Origin of the sequence: Buttiauxella agrestis (assembly GCF_900446255.1) — a bacterium.
In the GTDB taxonomy this organism is placed as follows: Bacteria; Pseudomonadota; Gammaproteobacteria; order Enterobacterales; family Enterobacteriaceae; genus Buttiauxella; species Buttiauxella agrestis.
Map to the genome: position 1 here is coordinate 4850074 of NZ_UIGI01000001.1, position 16353 is coordinate 4866426.

At 50.6% G+C, this 16353-nt stretch carries 19 protein-coding genes; 8 read left to right on the forward strand and 11 right to left on the reverse strand.

Annotated features, from left to right (window positions below; translation table 11 throughout):
* The first annotated feature begins 10 nt into the window (after positions 1-10).
* The gene (gene glpX, locus DY231_RS22925) at positions 11-1021 is read left to right on the forward strand and encodes a class II fructose-bisphosphatase (RefSeq protein ID WP_115631655.1); all 1011 of its coding nucleotides are present in this window, start codon (positions 11-13) and stop codon (positions 1019-1021) included.
* Between the two features lie 101 nt (positions 1022-1122).
* The gene (gene fpr, locus DY231_RS22930) at positions 1123-1869 is read left to right on the forward strand and encodes a ferredoxin--NADP(+) reductase (RefSeq protein WP_034500044.1); all 747 of its coding nucleotides are present in this window, start codon (positions 1123-1125) and stop codon (positions 1867-1869) included.
* A 1-nt stretch (position 1870) separates the two neighbouring features.
* Here fpr and DY231_RS22935 read toward each other — a convergent pair whose 3' ends face one another.
* The gene (locus tag DY231_RS22935; protein WP_034500043.1) at positions 1871-2290 is read right to left on the reverse strand and encodes a DUF805 domain-containing protein; all 420 of its coding nucleotides are present in this window, start codon (positions 2288-2290) and stop codon (positions 1871-1873) included.
* A gap of 147 nt (positions 2291-2437) precedes the next feature.
* Between DY231_RS22935 and DY231_RS22940 the strand changes: the two genes are divergently transcribed.
* Both DY231_RS22940 and tpiA read left to right on the forward strand, forming a co-directional pair.
* Positions 2438-3004: a DUF1454 family protein gene (locus tag DY231_RS22940; protein WP_370511355.1), complete on the forward strand. Its 567-nt coding sequence runs from the start codon at positions 2438-2440 to the stop codon at positions 3002-3004.
* Between the two features lie 110 nt (positions 3005-3114).
* On the forward strand, positions 3115-3882 hold the full coding sequence (gene tpiA, locus DY231_RS22945; protein ID WP_034500041.1) for a triose-phosphate isomerase: 768 nt from the start codon (positions 3115-3117) through the stop codon (positions 3880-3882).
* 44 nt (positions 3883-3926) lie between these two features.
* Here the strand turns inward: tpiA and DY231_RS22950 are convergent, their stop codons facing one another.
* The 5 genes from DY231_RS22950 to cpxP form a co-directional block, all read right to left on the reverse strand.
* A complete protein-coding gene (locus DY231_RS22950; RefSeq protein ID WP_115631657.1) occupies positions 3927-4685 on the reverse strand; it encodes a CDP-diacylglycerol diphosphatase in 759 nt (252 codons plus the stop codon).
* Between the two features lie 94 nt (positions 4686-4779).
* A complete protein-coding gene (sbp, locus tag DY231_RS22955) occupies positions 4780-5769 on the reverse strand; it encodes a sulfate/thiosulfate ABC transporter substrate-binding protein Sbp (RefSeq protein WP_115631658.1) in 990 nt (329 codons plus the stop codon).
* Between the two features lie 152 nt (positions 5770-5921).
* Positions 5922-6884 (reverse strand): 6-phosphofructokinase, encoded by a 963-nt coding sequence (gene pfkA / locus DY231_RS22960; protein ID WP_034500037.1) that lies wholly within the window; start codon positions 6882-6884, stop codon positions 5922-5924.
* 183 nt (positions 6885-7067) lie between these two features.
* A complete protein-coding gene (fieF, locus tag DY231_RS22965; protein ID WP_115631659.1) occupies positions 7068-7970 on the reverse strand; it encodes a CDF family cation-efflux transporter FieF in 903 nt (300 codons plus the stop codon).
* 124 nt (positions 7971-8094) lie between these two features.
* On the reverse strand, positions 8095-8607 hold the full coding sequence (gene cpxP, locus DY231_RS22970; protein WP_115631660.1) for a cell-envelope stress modulator CpxP: 513 nt from the start codon (positions 8605-8607) through the stop codon (positions 8095-8097).
* Positions 8608-8757: 150 nt separating this feature from the next.
* Here cpxP and cpxR point away from each other — a divergent pair, with 150 nt between their 5' ends.
* From cpxR to trmL, 3 genes are all read left to right on the forward strand, one after another.
* On the forward strand, positions 8758-9456 hold the full coding sequence (gene cpxR / locus DY231_RS22975) for an envelope stress response regulator transcription factor CpxR (RefSeq protein WP_034461436.1): 699 nt from the start codon (positions 8758-8760) through the stop codon (positions 9454-9456).
* Entirely contained in the window at positions 9453-10823 is a 1371-nt protein-coding gene (cpxA, locus tag DY231_RS22980; protein WP_034500034.1) for an envelope stress sensor histidine kinase CpxA, read from the forward strand. Before cpxR ends, cpxA begins: the two co-directional genes overlap by 4 nt.
* Before the next feature lie 89 nt (positions 10824-10912).
* A complete protein-coding gene (gene trmL, locus DY231_RS22985; RefSeq protein ID WP_115631661.1) occupies positions 10913-11386 on the forward strand; it encodes a tRNA (uridine(34)/cytosine(34)/5-carboxymethylaminomethyluridine(34)-2'-O)-methyltransferase TrmL in 474 nt (157 codons plus the stop codon).
* Here trmL and cysE read toward each other — a convergent pair.
* The 5 genes from cysE to DY231_RS23010 all read right to left on the reverse strand — a co-directional run bounded on the left by cysE (position 11383) and on the right by DY231_RS23010 (position 14560).
* Positions 11383-12204 (reverse strand): serine O-acetyltransferase, encoded by an 822-nt coding sequence (gene cysE, locus DY231_RS22990; RefSeq protein WP_115631662.1) that lies wholly within the window; start codon positions 12202-12204, stop codon positions 11383-11385. The two genes, trmL and cysE, sit on opposite strands and share 4 nt — an antisense overlap.
* Before the next feature lie 94 nt (positions 12205-12298).
* Positions 12299-13318: an NAD(P)H-dependent glycerol-3-phosphate dehydrogenase gene (gene gpsA / locus DY231_RS22995; protein WP_115631663.1), complete on the reverse strand. Its 1020-nt coding sequence runs from the start codon at positions 13316-13318 to the stop codon at positions 12299-12301.
* Entirely contained in the window at positions 13318-13791 is a 474-nt protein-coding gene (gene secB, locus DY231_RS23000) for a protein-export chaperone SecB (protein ID WP_034461441.1), read from the reverse strand. The genes gpsA and secB overlap by 1 nt, the downstream gene beginning before the upstream one ends.
* Positions 13792-13851: 60 nt before the next feature.
* Entirely contained in the window at positions 13852-14103 is a 252-nt protein-coding gene (gene grxC / locus DY231_RS23005) for a glutaredoxin 3 (RefSeq protein ID WP_034500028.1), read from the reverse strand.
* 25 nt (positions 14104-14128) lie between these two features.
* Positions 14129-14560 (reverse strand): rhodanese-like domain-containing protein, encoded by a 432-nt coding sequence (locus DY231_RS23010; protein WP_034500027.1) that lies wholly within the window; start codon positions 14558-14560, stop codon positions 14129-14131.
* 245 nt (positions 14561-14805) lie between these two features.
* On the opposite strand from DY231_RS23010, the gene gpmM reads away from it, so the two are divergent.
* Complete coding sequence (gpmM, locus tag DY231_RS23015; protein ID WP_115631664.1) at positions 14806-16353, forward strand: 2,3-bisphosphoglycerate-independent phosphoglycerate mutase; 1548 nt, start codon at positions 14806-14808, stop codon at positions 16351-16353.

Consider the following 16353-nt stretch of genomic DNA (forward strand, 5'->3'; position numbering starts at 1 on the left):
TGAGTGTGTAATGAGACGAGAACTTGCGATTGAATTTTCCCGTGTAACCGAAGCGGCGGCACTGGCGGGTTATAAATGGTTGGGTCGTGGCGACAAAAACACGGCGGATGGCGCGGCTGTTCACGCCATGCGCATCATGCTCAATCAGGTCAATATTGATGGCCAGATTGTGATTGGTGAAGGGGAAATCGACGAAGCGCCAATGCTCTACATTGGTGAAAAAGTCGGTACCGGCCAGGGCGACGCTGTAGACATCGCCGTTGACCCGATTGAAGGTACCCGCATGACGGCAATGGGCCAGGCCAACGCGCTGGCTGTGCTGGCCGTCGGCGATAAAGGCAGCTTCCTGAATGCGCCCGATATGTACATGGAAAAACTGATTGTCGGCCCGGGTGCGAAAGGCATTATCGACCTCAATCTGCCGCTGGCTGAAAACCTCTATAACATCGCCGTTGCGCTCAATAAGCCACTGAGCGAACTCACCGTTACCATTCTTGCTAAACCACGCCACGACGCCACCATTGCAGAGTTACAAAAACTTGGCGTGCGCGTTTTCGCCATTCCTGATGGTGATGTTGCTGCGTCAATTTTGACCTGTATGCCGGATAGCGAAGTTGATGTGATGTACGGCATCGGCGGCGCACCTGAAGGCGTGATTTCCGCAGCGGTTATTCGCGCGTTAGATGGCGACATGCAAGGCCGCCTGTTAGCTCGTCACCATGTGAAGGGTAATAGCGAAGAAAACCGTCTTATCGGTGAAAAAGAATTAGAACGCTGTAAGGCAATGGGCATTGAAGCGGGTGTGGTATTAAAACTCGATGATATGGCGCGTAACGACAACGTTATCTTCTCCGCGACCGGCATCACTAAAGGCGATTTGCTGGATGGGATTACGCGCAAAGGGAATATGGCGACCACAGAAACACTGCTGATTCGCGGCAAGTCTCGCACTATTCGCCGTATCCAATCTATTCACTATCTCGACCGCAAAGACCCGGACGTACAGACTCATATTCTGTAAGGCCGCCGTTTGTCTGATTGAGCTTTCCAGCTTTAACCGGCTGGAAATCTCGCACTTTTCTGGTGAAGATAGGGAAAACACAACAAAGGGGAGCGTGCATCATGGCGGAATGGGTCAAAGGTAAAGTCATCCGGATTGAAAACTGGACCGATGCTCTGTTTAGTCTCACTGTTCATGCGCCTGTCGCTCCTTTCACCGCCGGGCAATTTACCAAGCTTGGGATGGAAATCGATGGCGAACGCGTGCAGCGAGCCTACTCCTACGTCAACGCGCCCAGCGATCCAAATCTTGAGTTTTATCTGGTCACCGTACCTGAAGGCAAACTCAGTCCGCGTTTACACGCGCTGCAACCCGGCGACGAGATTTCATTGGTCAGCGAAGCGGCAGGGTTCTTTGTGCTCGATGAAATCCCTGACTGCCAGACGCTATGGATGCTGGCGACAGGAACCGCATTAGGGCCGTATCTTTCAATTTTGCAGGAAGGTACTGGACTTGAGCGTTTTGAGAATATCGTTTTGCTGCATGCGGTACGTTACGCGCAGGACTTGAGTTATTTGCCATTAATGCAAAAACTCCAGCAGCAATACGAAGGAAAGCTACGCATTCAGACGGTTGTTAGCCGTGAGTCTATTCCGGGTTCGCTAACCGGACGCGTGCCTGCATTGATCGAAAACGGTGAGCTGGAAGCGGCAGTCGGCTTGCCGATGAACATTGAAACCAGCCATGTGATGTTGTGCGGAAACCCGCAGATGGTACGTGATACGCAGCAATTGCTGAAAGATACCCGGCAGATGACCAAACATTTACGTCGCCGACCGGGCCATATGACTGCTGAACATTATTGGTAAGTTAGCGGTACTTCACTTCGCTGGTGTCTTTGCCAAAACGGTTTTCACCCTGGGTACCAACAAACGCGCCCAGGTCCATAATCACCATCACCAGAATCAGCGTTGGGATAAAACGTCCAAGTCCCCATTGCGCTAAAGTTCCGAATGTTTCCCAGTTGCCCGCGAGCAGCAGCCAGGCTGGAATAAACAGCAGCGCCCACCAGCCTTTCTTATTTCTGTCATGCAGACGTTTCACAATCACCGCCGCCGTTGGAATCAACGAACCCGATAAAAAGAAACCCGCGGTGGAATAAGGCATAATTTCTGCACCCGCCAGGGTGAAGAGAATGATCAGCGCGATTAACCAAACGCCAATCCAAATCCAGAAGTCACGACGTCCAATACGTCCGTTAAAAGAGAACAGCCATTGCTGTATGGTCATGGTAAGGTCCATTTTATTGTTTAGCGCCGTAGTGTACCCTGGCTATGCCGGGTTTTGACAAGCCAACGGAATGCCGATTTAATCGGGAAGCAGAATTCACAGGAGAATTTGTCAATGAGACATCTGTTTGCAGCTCTGGCTTTACTGATGCTACCCGCCGCGGTGGTCTGGGCCGATCCGCCTACAGATTCGGCTTCAACGCTACAAGCCGCTCCGTATTTGCTGGCGGGTGCGCCAACGTTTGATATGAACATCACGCAGTTTCGGGAAAAATTCAGCGCTGAAAATCCGAAGTTGCCGATCAACGAATTCCGCGCCATCGACTCTAATGCCGATGAAATCAACCTGATGCGCGCAGCCAGTAAGATTAACGAAAATCTCTATGCGTCCGCCGCACTTGAGCGCGGCACGCTCAAGATAAAATCTATTCAGATAACCTGGTTACCGATTCAGGGACCGGAGCAAAAAGCCGCTCGGGCAAAAGCGAATGAGTATATGGCGGCGCTGGTTCGCACATTTACGCCATCGCTTTCAAAGCCGCAAAGCGTTACTAAACTCAACAAATTACTCGGCAATGGTAAGAACAAGCGTTATTACGCGCAAACAGATGGCGCGATTCGCTATGTGGTTGCGGATAACGGTGAAAAGGGGCTTACCTTCGCTGTTGAACCGATTAAGCTAACGCTATCTGAAACACTTAACAACGGCGAATAAATGACAAAAAGCAAAGCCTTTCGCCTGTTGAGTCTCTATACTGTTTCACAGACCATGCTGCCCTGAATGGCAGCGATTCTTTTATTAGTTTGACCTTGTGGAGAATTAAGATGCGACATCCTTTGGTGATGGGTAACTGGAAACTGAACGGCAGCAAGCACATGGTACACGAGCTGGTTGCTGGCTTACGCAAAGAACTGGCTGGCGTTGCTGGCTGTGGCGTGGCTATCGCTCCTCCTACTATGTATCTGGATCTGGCTAAACATGCCGCTTCTGGCAGCCACATCATTCTTGGTGCTCAGAACGTTGACCTGAACCTGTCTGGCGCATTCACTGGCGAAGTTTCTGCTGAGATGCTGAAAGATGTTGGTGCTAAATACATCATTATCGGTCACTCCGAGCGTCGTACTTACCACGCAGAGTCTGACGAACTGATCGCTAAGAAATTCGCCATTCTGAAAGAAGTTGGCCTGATCCCTGTTCTTTGCATCGGCGAAACCGAAGCAGAAAACGAAGCGGGCAAAACTGAAGAAGTTTGTGCACGTCAGATTGACGCGGTTCTGAAAACTCAGGGTGCTGCGGCATTCGAAGGCGTGGTAATCGCTTACGAACCAGTATGGGCAATCGGTACTGGCAAATCAGCAACTCCTGCTCAGGCTCAGGCTGTTCACAAATTCATTCGTGACCACATTGCTAAAGCTGATGCGAAAGTCGCTGAGCAAGTGATCATCCAGTACGGCGGTTCCGTAAACGATAAAAACGCAGCAGAGCTGTTTGCTCAGCCAGACATCGACGGCGCACTGGTTGGCGGTGCTTCCCTGAAAGCAGACGCATTTGCCGTTATCGTTAAAGCTGCGGCTGAAGCGAAAAAAGCGTAAGTATTCTCGCGAATAAACGTTAAGGCTCTGCTCCGGCAGGGCCTTTATTTTTTGAGCAATCCGCAGTCATGATCTTGTAGTTGCTCAGCAGAAGCCAGATTCAAGCGCAGTAAATTCCGCTCCGTCGCTAAAACCACCCAATCTCCGTCAGCCAGTTGTGCCATCGCAATACTGTAACGCCCCATATGCTCGCGTGCCTGCGGAACCTGATTCGCCAGCATGATGAACGGGCCAGATTGTGAAAACTCTGCCATACCCACTTTTCTTGCGATGTACTGGTTTCCTGCCAGTGATTCCGGGAATTGCTGCCAGTTGTTATTCAGGGTGTTGGCATAGAGATTCAACTGCTCGCGCACCTCCTCCCGCAGACAAGAAATATGAATATGCAGCTGGTTTTGCGTGCGCCCGGACGTGGAATTTATCGTGAGCGAAATAACGTCGTCAGGCACGTGAGATCCTCGGTGAAGACTCATCACATCGCGTTGCTGCCAGGCCAGCCAAAAGAAATTCGGTGTTTTCGGCTGCAAAAGTTCAGGGCTTTCCATGCCTTTAATTTTCGCGGCGGGCATAAGCAGATATTGAAGCGGGCCGTTGATGTCTTTGAGCAAAACATACCCCGAGCGCAAATCCACTTTGGCGCAAGGTTCAGGGCTTTGGTTTTTTTGGTGATGAGGAATACATTGCTGGCTGACGATTCGCCAAAGCGCATCGGGGTGATGCAAATATTGCCGCAGGCTAAACCATCCCACCGCGGTAACAAGCAATACGAGGATTAAAAGAATGACCGGGCGTCGTAAGCGCAATTGAAACCTCAGGAACAATAAGAGGGATGCTCAGCGTAACGCAACTTACGGAAACCCAAAAGCAAAACGGCTCCTTTCGGAGCCGCCTTTAAACTCAACGCTGACTAATCTGGTCGAAGGTTCCGCCATTTGAGAAGTGATCTTTCTGCGCTTTTGTCCAGCCGCCGAACTCTTCATCAATGGTATACAGTTTAAGTTTCGGGAACGCATTTTCATACTTCTTCGCAACGTCTGCATTGCGTGGGCGATAGTAGTTTTTCGCCGCAATTTCCTGGCCTTCTGGCGAGTAAAGGTATTTCAGATACGCCGTAGCAACTTCCTGAGTCCCTTTTTTATCGACCACTTTATCGACGACTGAAACGGTAGGCTCGGCAAGGATTGATTCGCTTGGGGTGACAATTTCAAACTTATCTTTGCCCAGCTCGTTAGTTGCCAGCAAGGCTTCGTTTTCCCAGGCAATCAGCACATCACCGATATTGCGCTCAACGAAGGTATTGGTTGAACCGCGAGCACCGGAGTCCAGCACTTCAACGTTTTTATACAGCGCTTTTACGAAATCTTGCGCTTTAGCTTGATCGTTATTGTTGTGATGCAGGGCATAACCCCACGCTGCCAGATAGTTCCAGCGCGCGCCGCCTGAGCTTTTCGGGTTTGGAGTGATAACGGAAACGCCTGGTTTAATCAGATCGTTCCAGTCATGAATTTGTTTCGGGTTGCCTTTGCGCACCAGGAAAACGATAGTCGACGTATAAGGCGCGGAGTTGTCTGGCAGGCGCTTGATCCAGTTTTTATCGATACGGCCACGTTCAGCGATAGCATCGACATCGTACGCCAGGGCCAGAGTCACTACGTCAGCTTCAATGCCGTTGATAACAGACGTTGCTTGTTTACCTGAGCCACCGTGAGACTGACGAATAACAACGTTATCGCCGGTTTGTTGTTTCCAGTGAGCACTGAACGCCTTGTTGTACTCGTCATAAAGTTCGCGAGTGGGATCGTAAGAGACGTTAAGTAACTGAATATCTTTCGCCAGTACGCTGGTTGATGCCAACAGTAATGTAAGTCCAACTCCCCACTTGTTCATCGTTCGCTCTCTTTAATCAGATTTGATAAAAGCAGCGTGCCAGAAATTTAACCGTTCATTAAAGAATAAAAAAAGATTGGCTATAACTATTGGGCATATAACAGACAACAAAAAGCCGGGTTTCCCCGGCTTCAATTTTCACTGCTCGTGAATTAGTACAGTTTCTTAGCGCAATCCAGCCAGTCACCTTTGAACGGACGCTTCATGCTTTCGATAGCGTCGATGATGTCATGGTGAACCAGCTTCTCGTTCTGAATACCTACGCAACGACCACCGTGGCCTTGCAGCAGCAGTTCGATGGAGTAAGCGCCCATGCGGGAAGCCAGAATGCGATCGTAAGCAACCGGTGAACCACCGCGCTGAATGTGGCCAAGAACTGTGGCACGAGTTTCACGCTTGGTTTCCGCTTCGATATATTGAGCCAGTTCGTCGATATCACAGATGTGCTCTGTAATCGCCACGATAGCGTGTTTTTTACCTTTCGCGATGCCCGCTTTGATTTCTTCAACCAGGTCCTCGCGATTGAACTCAACTTCTGGCAGGACAACAAACTCACAGCCACCGGCAATCGACGCAGCTAAGGTCAAATCGCCACAGTAACGGCCCATCACTTCCACGATAGAAATACGCTGGTGGGAGGAAGAGGTGTCACGCAGGCGGTCGATTGCTTCAACGACGGTTTCCAGAGCGGTAAAGAAACCGATAGTGTAATCAGTACCTTTGATATCGTTATCAATGGTGCCTGGCAGACCGATGCATGGGAAACCCATTTCAGTCAGGCGCATCGCACCCATATAGGAACCGTCACCACCGATAACAACCAGCGCATCAATACCGCGTTTTTTCAAATTCTCAATAGCGACTTCACGGATTTTCTCATCACGAAACTCCGGGAAACGAGCGGAACCCAGGAAGGTGCCGCCACGGTTGATCATATCGGACACGCTGTAGCGGTCCAGATTCACCATGCGGTCTTCATAAAGTCCCAGATAGCCATCATAAACACCCACAACTTCCAGACCTTCCGACAATGCTGCCCGGACAACACCACGAATCGCGGCGTTCATACCTGGCGCATCACCGCCACTCGTCAACACACCAATTTTTTTGATCATGACTACCTCTGAACTTTTGAATGCAAATTAATCCTGTTGCCGGAAACGGCCTACGGCATGCCGAGGCGTCGACTCTGCTACAAATAGTATAACAACCGCTTCTTGCTGAATTGATTCAGGTCAGGCCATATGTCGGTATTTTATCCAAAAAATTCCAATAATGCCTGGTTTTACAACGAATATTTAGAGCTCAAAATGCCCTTGCTGCTGCGTCGGGACTACCGAGCAGGGGTCCTGGTGAATAATCACATCTGACCCAGGGAAACGACGCAAAATCGCTTGCTCCACTTGTTCGGCAATAACGTGCGCCTGAACCAGTGGCAGATTGTCTTCCATTTCGATATGGACTTGAATAAAGCGGGTCGGCCCTGACTGCCGCGTGCGTAAATCATGCGCCCCTTTAACACCGGGCCATGCATTGATGATATCAACAATTGCCTGTCGTTCGTCATCGGGTAACGCGCGATCTAAAAGAGATTGCACGGCTTCATGCCCCATGCGAATCGCGTTATATAAAATATAGACGCCAATGCCTAATGCAAATATCGAATCAGCGCGATGCCAGCCATACCAGGACAGCGCCAGCGCAACCAAAATGGCTCCGTTCATCATAACATCAGACTGATAATGAAGCATATCTGCCCGAACGGCCTGGCTTTGCGTCTTGCGCACGACCCAACGTTGGAACGTTACAAGTACGAGCGTACTGAGCAATGCGATAACCGTAACAATCACACCCACTAACGGTTGTTTCATTTGCTCCGGTTCCGCTAAATGCTGAATCCCGGTCAAAAACAGGAACAGTGCGGAACCAGAAATAAACATACTTTGTGCGAGTGCCGCCAGCGATTCCGCTTTCCCATGCCCAAAAGTGTGTTCTTCATCAGCAGGTTGCAGCGAATAACGCACGACAAGCAGGTTAGTCAGCGACGCGGCGATGTCCACCAGCGAATCGACCAATGCAGCCAGAATACTGACCGAACCGGTATACCACCAGGCGAAAATCTTGATCAAAAGTAACAGCGATGCCATCACCGTCGCGGCAATTGCTGCACGGCTGACCAGCTTCCCATATTGTTGATTCATAGGGGCTCCAGCGAATGATTGCTGGCTAGTATAGCGGATTCATCCGAACCTTCAGGCAAAAAAAACCCGCCTGTTAAGGCGGGGAAGACAGGGATGGTGTCTATGGCAAGGAAAACAGGGTTTGTTACTGGTTACTACGCTTACTGCTACTACTCAATGCCTGCAACGAAGACATGTGTTGCAGATCCGACAGTTCACGAAACTGATTCATGCGCTGTTGGTGTTTGTCATTCAAAACGGCCTGCTGTTCAGGACTTAACAAGCGGTACATTTGATTACGTACCTTCGCCATTTCAACCTGGCGAGCCACTTGTTCTTGTGCCATTTTTTCAGCCTGAGCACGCACTGCCGTTTCGTCAAAATTCTCTGCGGTGACCAGATTATGCATGGTCTCCATTTCGCTTACATTCACGGGTGGGCTATCATGCCGTGCCCGTTGCATTAGATCGCGCATTTGTTGGCGCTGTTGTTCGGTCAGGTTTATCCCGTCGAACATATGGCTTTGAAGGCTATTTCGCTTCACCGAGCCTTCACCGCCCTGGTACCAGTTATCGCTAGCCGGTAACTCTCTGGCTTGGCTCGCCAGGGTAATCAGAGTCAATGTAGAGGCCATGACGGCAGCGGTAACATTGCGCATCACTTGCTCCTGAAATCATCTGTGCTGCGATTCAACGAGAGCCAGTCTACGATTCCCGCTGCAAACTAGCGTCAGGGGGTGTAAAACAACGTAAAGTCATAGATTAGCGCGCCTTGATGACGTAATTTCTGCCTCGGAGGTAATTTAACAATGAATAAAATTCTGCTAGTTGATGATGACCGAGAGCTTACTTCCCTGTTAAAGGAACTGCTCGACATGGAAGGCTTTAACGTAATTGTTGCCCACGATGGCGAACAAGCGTTGGAGCTTCTTGATGACACCATTGACCTTTTATTGCTCGACGTGATGATGCCAAAGAAAAATGGCATTGATACATTGAAAGAGTTGCGCCAGTCACACCAGACTCCTGTCATTATGCTTACAGCTCGAGGAAGCGAGCTGGATCGCGTTCTCGGCCTCGAACTGGGTGCAGATGACTACTTGCCTAAACCATTTAACGATCGTGAACTGGTGGCCCGTATACGCGCTATTTTGCGTCGTTCACACTGGAGTGAGCAGCAGCAAAACAGTGACAGTGGCTCGCCAACCGTTGAAGTTGACGGCTTAAGCCTCAATCCTGGTCGCCAGGAAGCAAGCTTTGATGGGCAAGCACTGGATTTGACCGGTACCGAATTCACCCTGCTCTATTTGCTGGCGCAGCATTTGGGCCAGGTGGTTTCTCGCGAACATTTAAGCCAGGAAGTTCTGGGTAAACGCCTGACACCTTTCGATCGCGCAATCGACATGCATATCTCCAATTTGCGTCGTAAATTGCCGGATCGCAAAGACGGTCATCCGTGGTTTAAAACATTACGTGGCCGCGGCTACCTGATGGTGTCTGCTTCATGATAAGTAGCCTTACCGCGCGTATTTTTGCCATCTTCTGGTTAACGTTGGCGTTAGTGCTGATGCTAGTACTGATGCTGCCTAAACTGGATTCGCGTCAAATGACCGAATTGATGGAAAATGAGCAACGTCAAGGCATCATGATTGAACAGCATGTCGAAGCGGAACTTGAAAACGATCCACCCAATGACCTGATGTGGTGGCGTCGCTTATTCCGGGCCATCGATAAATGGGCACCACCGGGGCAGCGTTTGTTACTCGTGACCAGCGAAGGGCGAGTTATTGGCGCCCAGCGCAATGAAATGCAGATAATCCGTAACTTTATCGGTCAGTCTGATAACGCCGATCATCCGCAAAAGAAAAAGTATGGCCGCGTAGAATTAGTGGGTCCCTTCTCGGTACGTGATGGTGAAGATAACTACCAGCTCTACCTGATTCGCCCCGCAAGTAACTCCCAATCTGATTTTATTAACCTACTGTTTGATAGACCTTTACTGTTACTCATTGTCACAATGCTGGTCAGTTCACCGCTGCTGTTATGGCTGGCGTGGAGTCTGGCAAAACCTGCACGTAAATTGAAAAATGCTGCCGATGAGGTGGCGCAGGGGAATTTGCGTCAACATCCTGAACTCGAATCCGGACCGCAAGAATTTCTCGCGGCCGGTGCCAGTTTTAACCAGATGATTACCGCGCTGGAAAGAATGATGACGAGCCAACAAAGGCTGTTGTCTGATATTTCCCATGAACTGCGTACACCGTTAACCCGTCTGCAATTGGGCACGGCTTTGCTGCGCCGTAAAGCGGGTGAAAGCAAAGAGCTTGAGCGTATTGAAACCGAAGCTCAGCGCCTGGACGGCATGATCAACGACCTGCTGGTGATGTCGCGTAATCAGCAAAAAAATGCGCTGGCAAGCGAGACGATGAAAGCCAATCAAATCTGGTCCGAAGTGCTGGATAACGCAGCCTTTGAAGCCGAACAGATGGGTAAATCATTAGAAGTCACTTACCCGCCTGGCCCATGGTTGATGTACGGTAATCCCAACTCGCTGGAAAGCGCGCTGGAGAATATTGTTCGCAACGCCTTACGCTACTCGCATACGAAAATAGCTGTTAATTTCTCCGTTGATAATCAAGGGATTACTATCACGGTTGACGATGACGGCCCAGGCGTTAGCCCGGAAGATCGTGAGCAAATATTCCGTCCTTTCTATCGCACAGACGAAGCGCGCGATCGCGAATCTGGCGGAACAGGGCTGGGATTAGCGATTGTAGAAACGGCTGTTCAGCAGCATCGTGGTTGGGTGAAAGCTGACGACAGCCCGTTAGGCGGGTTGCGGCTGGTTCTTTGGCTGCCGCTCTATCATCGTTAATTTATCATCGTAAAGACCAGGCCCTTCGGGGCCTGTTTTCCTTCCGGCGATAAATTGATATTCTGCGCGCCTTGTCTTATGGGGGCCGTATGCTAAATATCGTGTTGTTTGAACCTGAAATCCCACCAAATACCGGGAATATCATCCGTCTTTGTGCCAATACCGGCTTCCGGTTGCACATTATCGAGCCGACAGGCTTTGGCTGGGATGATAAGCGTCTTCGTCGCGCAGGACTGGATTATCACGAGTTCGCCGCTGTTAACCGCCATAAAGACTATGATGCTTTTCTGGAAGCAGAAAACCCGCAGCGAATCTTTGCGTTGACCACAAAGGGAACGCCTGCGCACAGTGCTGTAAGTTATCAGGATGGGGATTATTTGGTGTTTGGCCCGGAGACGCGTGGCCTACCAGCAACGATTCTTGATGCTCTGCCAGCTGAGCAAAAAATCCGTATTCCAATGATGCCGGACAGCCGCAGTATGAATTTATCGAACGCCGTATCGGTGGTGGTATATGAAGCGTGGCGCCAGTTGGGTTATCCCGGCGCCGTTCTGAGAAGCTAGATTCCGTCGCCGTATTCGAAGCCACTGTTGGCTCCGTTAAAGTGCTGATCCATATCAATGGCAGGCATATCGCTTTCGGGCTTGCCAACAATGCGCGCAGGAACCCCAGCCGCCGTGGTATGAGGCGGCACTGGTTGTAACACCACAGAACCTGCGCCAATTTTCGCGCCGCGCCCAATTTCAATGTTGCCGAGGATTTTTGCTCCGGCACCAATCATCACGCCTTCACGAATTTTAGGGTGGCGATCGCCACTGGTTTTGCCCGTACCACCCAGCGTTACCGACTGCAAAATCGACACATCGTTTTCAACGATAGCCGTTTCACCGATCACAATGCCGGTGGCGTGATCGAGCATGATCCCACAACCAATTTTCGCCGCCGGGTGGATATCGACCTGGAACGAGACTGAAACCTGGTTTTGCAGGAAAATCGCTAACGCGCGGCGGCCCTCTTTCCACAGCCAGTGACCGATGCGGTAAGATTGCAGCGCATGAAAACCTTTCAGGTATAACAGCGGAGTAGAATATTTATCGACCGCCGGGTCACGGGTGCGCACGGCCTGAATATCGCAAGCGGCGGAGGCAATCATTTGTGGTTCTGCCGCGTAAGCTTCTTCGACAACTTCACGAATCGCGATAGCGGGCATAATCGGGGAAGCAAGTTTATTGGCGAGCATATAGCTCAGCGCACTGCCTAAGTTTTCGTGCTTGAGGAGAGTTGCGTGATAAAAACTGGCCAACATCGGTTCACAATCGGCAAGCGCTCGCGCTTCGGCTTTAATGTTGTTCCACACCAGATCCAGTTCTTCAGACGACATTGCTCTCTCCAGACAGAAAAACAGCGCCCGGCACAAAGTACCGGAACGCTTCAGTTATTGCGGTTGTGTTGTTCCATCAAGTCGTAGCTATTTTTTAGCCTGAGTTCCGTTCATCCTTGCGCGTTCGACCCAGCAACGTCAATGCTGCCTCGCGAGCGTTTTTTCCGCAATACAATACCTGATAAATTTCCTCGGTTATTGGCATTTCGACGCCTACACGCGCCGCCAACTCCCGAACTTCTTTGGTGTTGCGATAACCTTCAACCACCTGGCCGATTTTCTGCTGTGCCGAATCCACGTCCGCACCCTGCCCCAGCGCCATGCCGAAGCGACGGTTACGTGATTGGTTATCGGTACAAGTCAGTACCAGGTCGCCTAGCCCTGCCATTCCCATAAAGGTTTCAGGATCTGCACCCAAGGCACTGCCAAGACGCGTCATTTCCGCAAGGCCACGCGTGATCAATGCCGTTCGAGCGTTAGCACCAAAGCCAATGCCGTCAGACATCCCCGCGCCAATCGCAATCACGTTTTTCACCGCACCACCTAACTGCACGCCGATGAAATCCGGGTTACTGTATACACGGAAGCTTTTGCCGCAATGCAGCAATTGCTGGAGATCCTGAGCAAAAGTTTCGTCCGTTGCTGCCAGTGCAATCGCCGTTGGCAAACCTGCTGCCAGTTCTTTGGCAAACGTCGGGCCGGAAATCACCGCCAATGGGATTTCTTCCCCTAACGCTTCACGCGCAACGTCTTGTAGCAAACGTCCGGTTTCAGCTTCCAGACCTTTAGTCGCCCAGACGATACGAGCGTCTTTGCGCATAAGCGGCTTAATTTGACGCAGCACTTCGCCGAAAACGTGGCTCGGCACGACAACCAGAATATTGCGGCTGGCAGCCAATGCTTTCGCTAAGTCGCTTTCAAGGTGAAGAGTGTCTGGAAAAGGAACGTCAGGAAGAAATGCAGCATTGCAGCGATCTGCCTGCAATACAGCAAGATGTTTAGGGTCATGGCCCCACAATACGACGTGGTGGCCATTCCGCGCCAGGGTGATGGCAAGAGCGGTGCCGTAAGAACCGGCACCGATCACAGTCATTGAAGCATTAAGGCTGTTCATCAGGCATCCTGATGGTTTTCAGCACCTTCGCCTTCGCCAGATTGCTGCTGCAGATAACTCATGAACAGCGCATCGAAGTTAACCGGTGCAAGGTTCAGCTGCGGGAAGGTGCCACGAGAAACCAGGCTAGTGATTGCTTCACGTGCATAAGGGAACAGAATGTTCGGGCAGTACGCACCCAGGCAATGTGCCATCTGCGGACCTTCGATCCCACCGATGGAGAAGATACCCGCCTGCTGAACTTCGCACAGGAATGCAGTGTCTTCGCCCAGTGTTGCGGTCACAGTCACACGCAACACAACTTCATAAACGTCATCTGCCAGTTGGCTGGAAGCTGTATCGAGATCCAGTTTAACTTCTGGCTGCCAGTCTTTCTGGAATACATGCGGTGCGTTCGGCGCTTCAAAAGAGATGTCTTTGGTGTAAACACGCTGAATCTGGAAAGCCATTTCTGTGTTGTTTTGTTCTGACATTTTTAAACCCTTAAAAAATTAATACGTCCTTAAACGGCAGTATGCGACAAAGGAACTGCACTAGCGCAGCAGGGGATCGAGTCCACCACGAGCATCGAGTGCGTACAAGTCATCGCAACCACCAATGTGCTGTGCGTCAATAAAAATCTGCGGCACTGTGGTGCGCCCACTGCGTTTAATCATCTCTTCACGCTTAACGGCATCGCCATCAATCGCTAATTCCTGAAACGCGACCCCTTTGCTTTTCAGCAGGTCTTTTGCACGATGGCAAAACGGACAGGTTGCTTTGGTGTAGATTTCAATATTCGCCATGGTCTTCCCCAGTGTGCGTTTCGATTTATTTACCGCGAACCAACGGCAGGTTTTCCCCGCTCCAGCCAGCAATCCCTTCTTTCAGCAAAGTGACTTGCTCGAAACCAGCTTTGGTCAGCAGCGCTGCTGATTCTTGAGAAGAAACACCGTTGCCACAAACCACGATCACCGGTTGCGCTTTATGTTTTTCCAGCTCACCGAAATTGCCACTTTTAATGTCAGCAGGCAACACGTTCAATGAGTTAGCGATATGGCCTTTGCGATAGTCATCACGCGAACGCACGTCAACCACAACAGCATCTTCTTTGTTGATCAGGCGTGTCGCTTCACCACGGGTGATGACTTTAACTTTAGAGGTTAAGCCTTTAAAGGTCATGAAAAGTACGGCGGCCAGTAAGCCAACCCACGCCAGACTAAGTATGGGATGGCGACTAATGAATTGCATAATTTCTTGCATGGGGGGGTGTAACTCCCGACTAAGTAATATGAAAAAACCAGGTGAGGAGTATACATTTGCGTTGTGGCAAATACAGCCAGTCTGCGCCAGGTAATGTGGATTCTGCGGCCTGTTACGAAAAAAATTACCTTAACGACGTAAAACCGATCACAATCCAGCCTCTTTCTTTGATCTTCTGCGGCTATTTACCCCGTGGCCTGTAGTAAAATTACGCAAATTTTGTCTTTGACTTAGAGGTTGTCGCAATGTCAGTTACTAAAAAACCTATGGTTCTGGTGATTCTGGATGGCTATGGTCACCGCGAAGAGCAGCAGGATAACGCTATTCTGAATGCTAAAACCCCGGTTATGGATAACCTGTGGGCTCAGCGTCCACACACGTTGATCAACGCATCCGGCCTGGAAGTCGGTCTGCCAGAAGGCCAAATGGGTAACTCCGAAGTTGGCCACGTAAACCTCGGCGCAGGCCGTATTGTTTACCAGGATCTGACTCGTCTGGACGTTGAAATTAAAGAACGTACTTTCTTCGCAAACCCAACGCTGACTGCGGCAGTAGACAAAGCGGTTGCTGCTGGCAAAGCAGTACACATCATGGGTCTGGCATCAGCCGGTGGCGTTCACAGTCACGAAGAACACATTCTGGCAATGATTGAACTGGCCGCAGAGCGTGGCGCAGAAGCCATCTACCTGCACGCATTCCTGGATGGTCGTGACACACCGCCACGCAGCGCAGAATCTTCTCTGAAGAAATTTGCCGACAAATTCGCCGCTCTGGGCAAAGGCCGCGTCGCCTCCCTGATTGGCCGTTACTACGCTATGGACCGCGATAACCGTTGGGATCGCGTTGAACTGGCTTACGATCTGCTGACTCTGGCTCAAGGCGAATACCAGGCAGAAACTGCTGTTGCAGGTCTGGAAGCAGCATATGCTCGCGACGAAAACGATGAATTCGTTAAACCGACTGTGATCCGCGCAGAAGGCGAAGCGGATGCCGCAATGAACGACGGCGACGCGCTGATCTTCATGAACTTCCGTGCTGACCGCGCTCGTCAAATCACCCGTACTTTTGTTAACGCTGACTTCGACGGTTTTGCGCGTAAGAAAGTGGTTAACTTCGGCGATTTCGTGATGCTGACCGAATATGCAGCAGACATCAAAGCCGCTTGTGCTTATCCACCAGCTTCACTGACCAATACTTTCGGTGAGTGGATGGCGAAGCATGATAAAACTCAGTTGCGTATCTCCGAAACGGAAAAATATGCTCATGTGACCTTCTTCTATAACGGTGGCGTTGAAGAGCCGTTCGCTGGCGAAGACCGCATTCTTATTAACTCCCCGAAAGTTGCTACTTACGATTTGCAGCCGGAAATGAGTTCTGTAGAACTGACCGAAAAACTGCTGGCAGCTATCAACAGCGGCAAATACGACACCATCATTTGTAACTATCCAAATGGTGATATGGTCGGCCATACTGGTGTTTACGAAGCGGCTATTGCGGCAATCGAAGCGCTGGACCAGTGTATTGCTCAGGTTGTTACTGCGGTTGAAAATGTCGGTGGGCAATTGCTTATCACCGCGGACCACGGCAACGCAGAGCAGATGGCTGACCCGGCAACAGGCCAGGCGCACACTGCACACACCAGCCTGCCAGTTCCGTTGATTTATGTCGGTTCCCGTAACGTGAAAGCGGTTGAAGGCGGCAAGCTTTCTGATATCGCACCAACGATGCTGAACCTGATGGGGATGGAAATCCCGCAAGAGATGACTGGCAAGCCGCTGTTCATCGTGGAATAA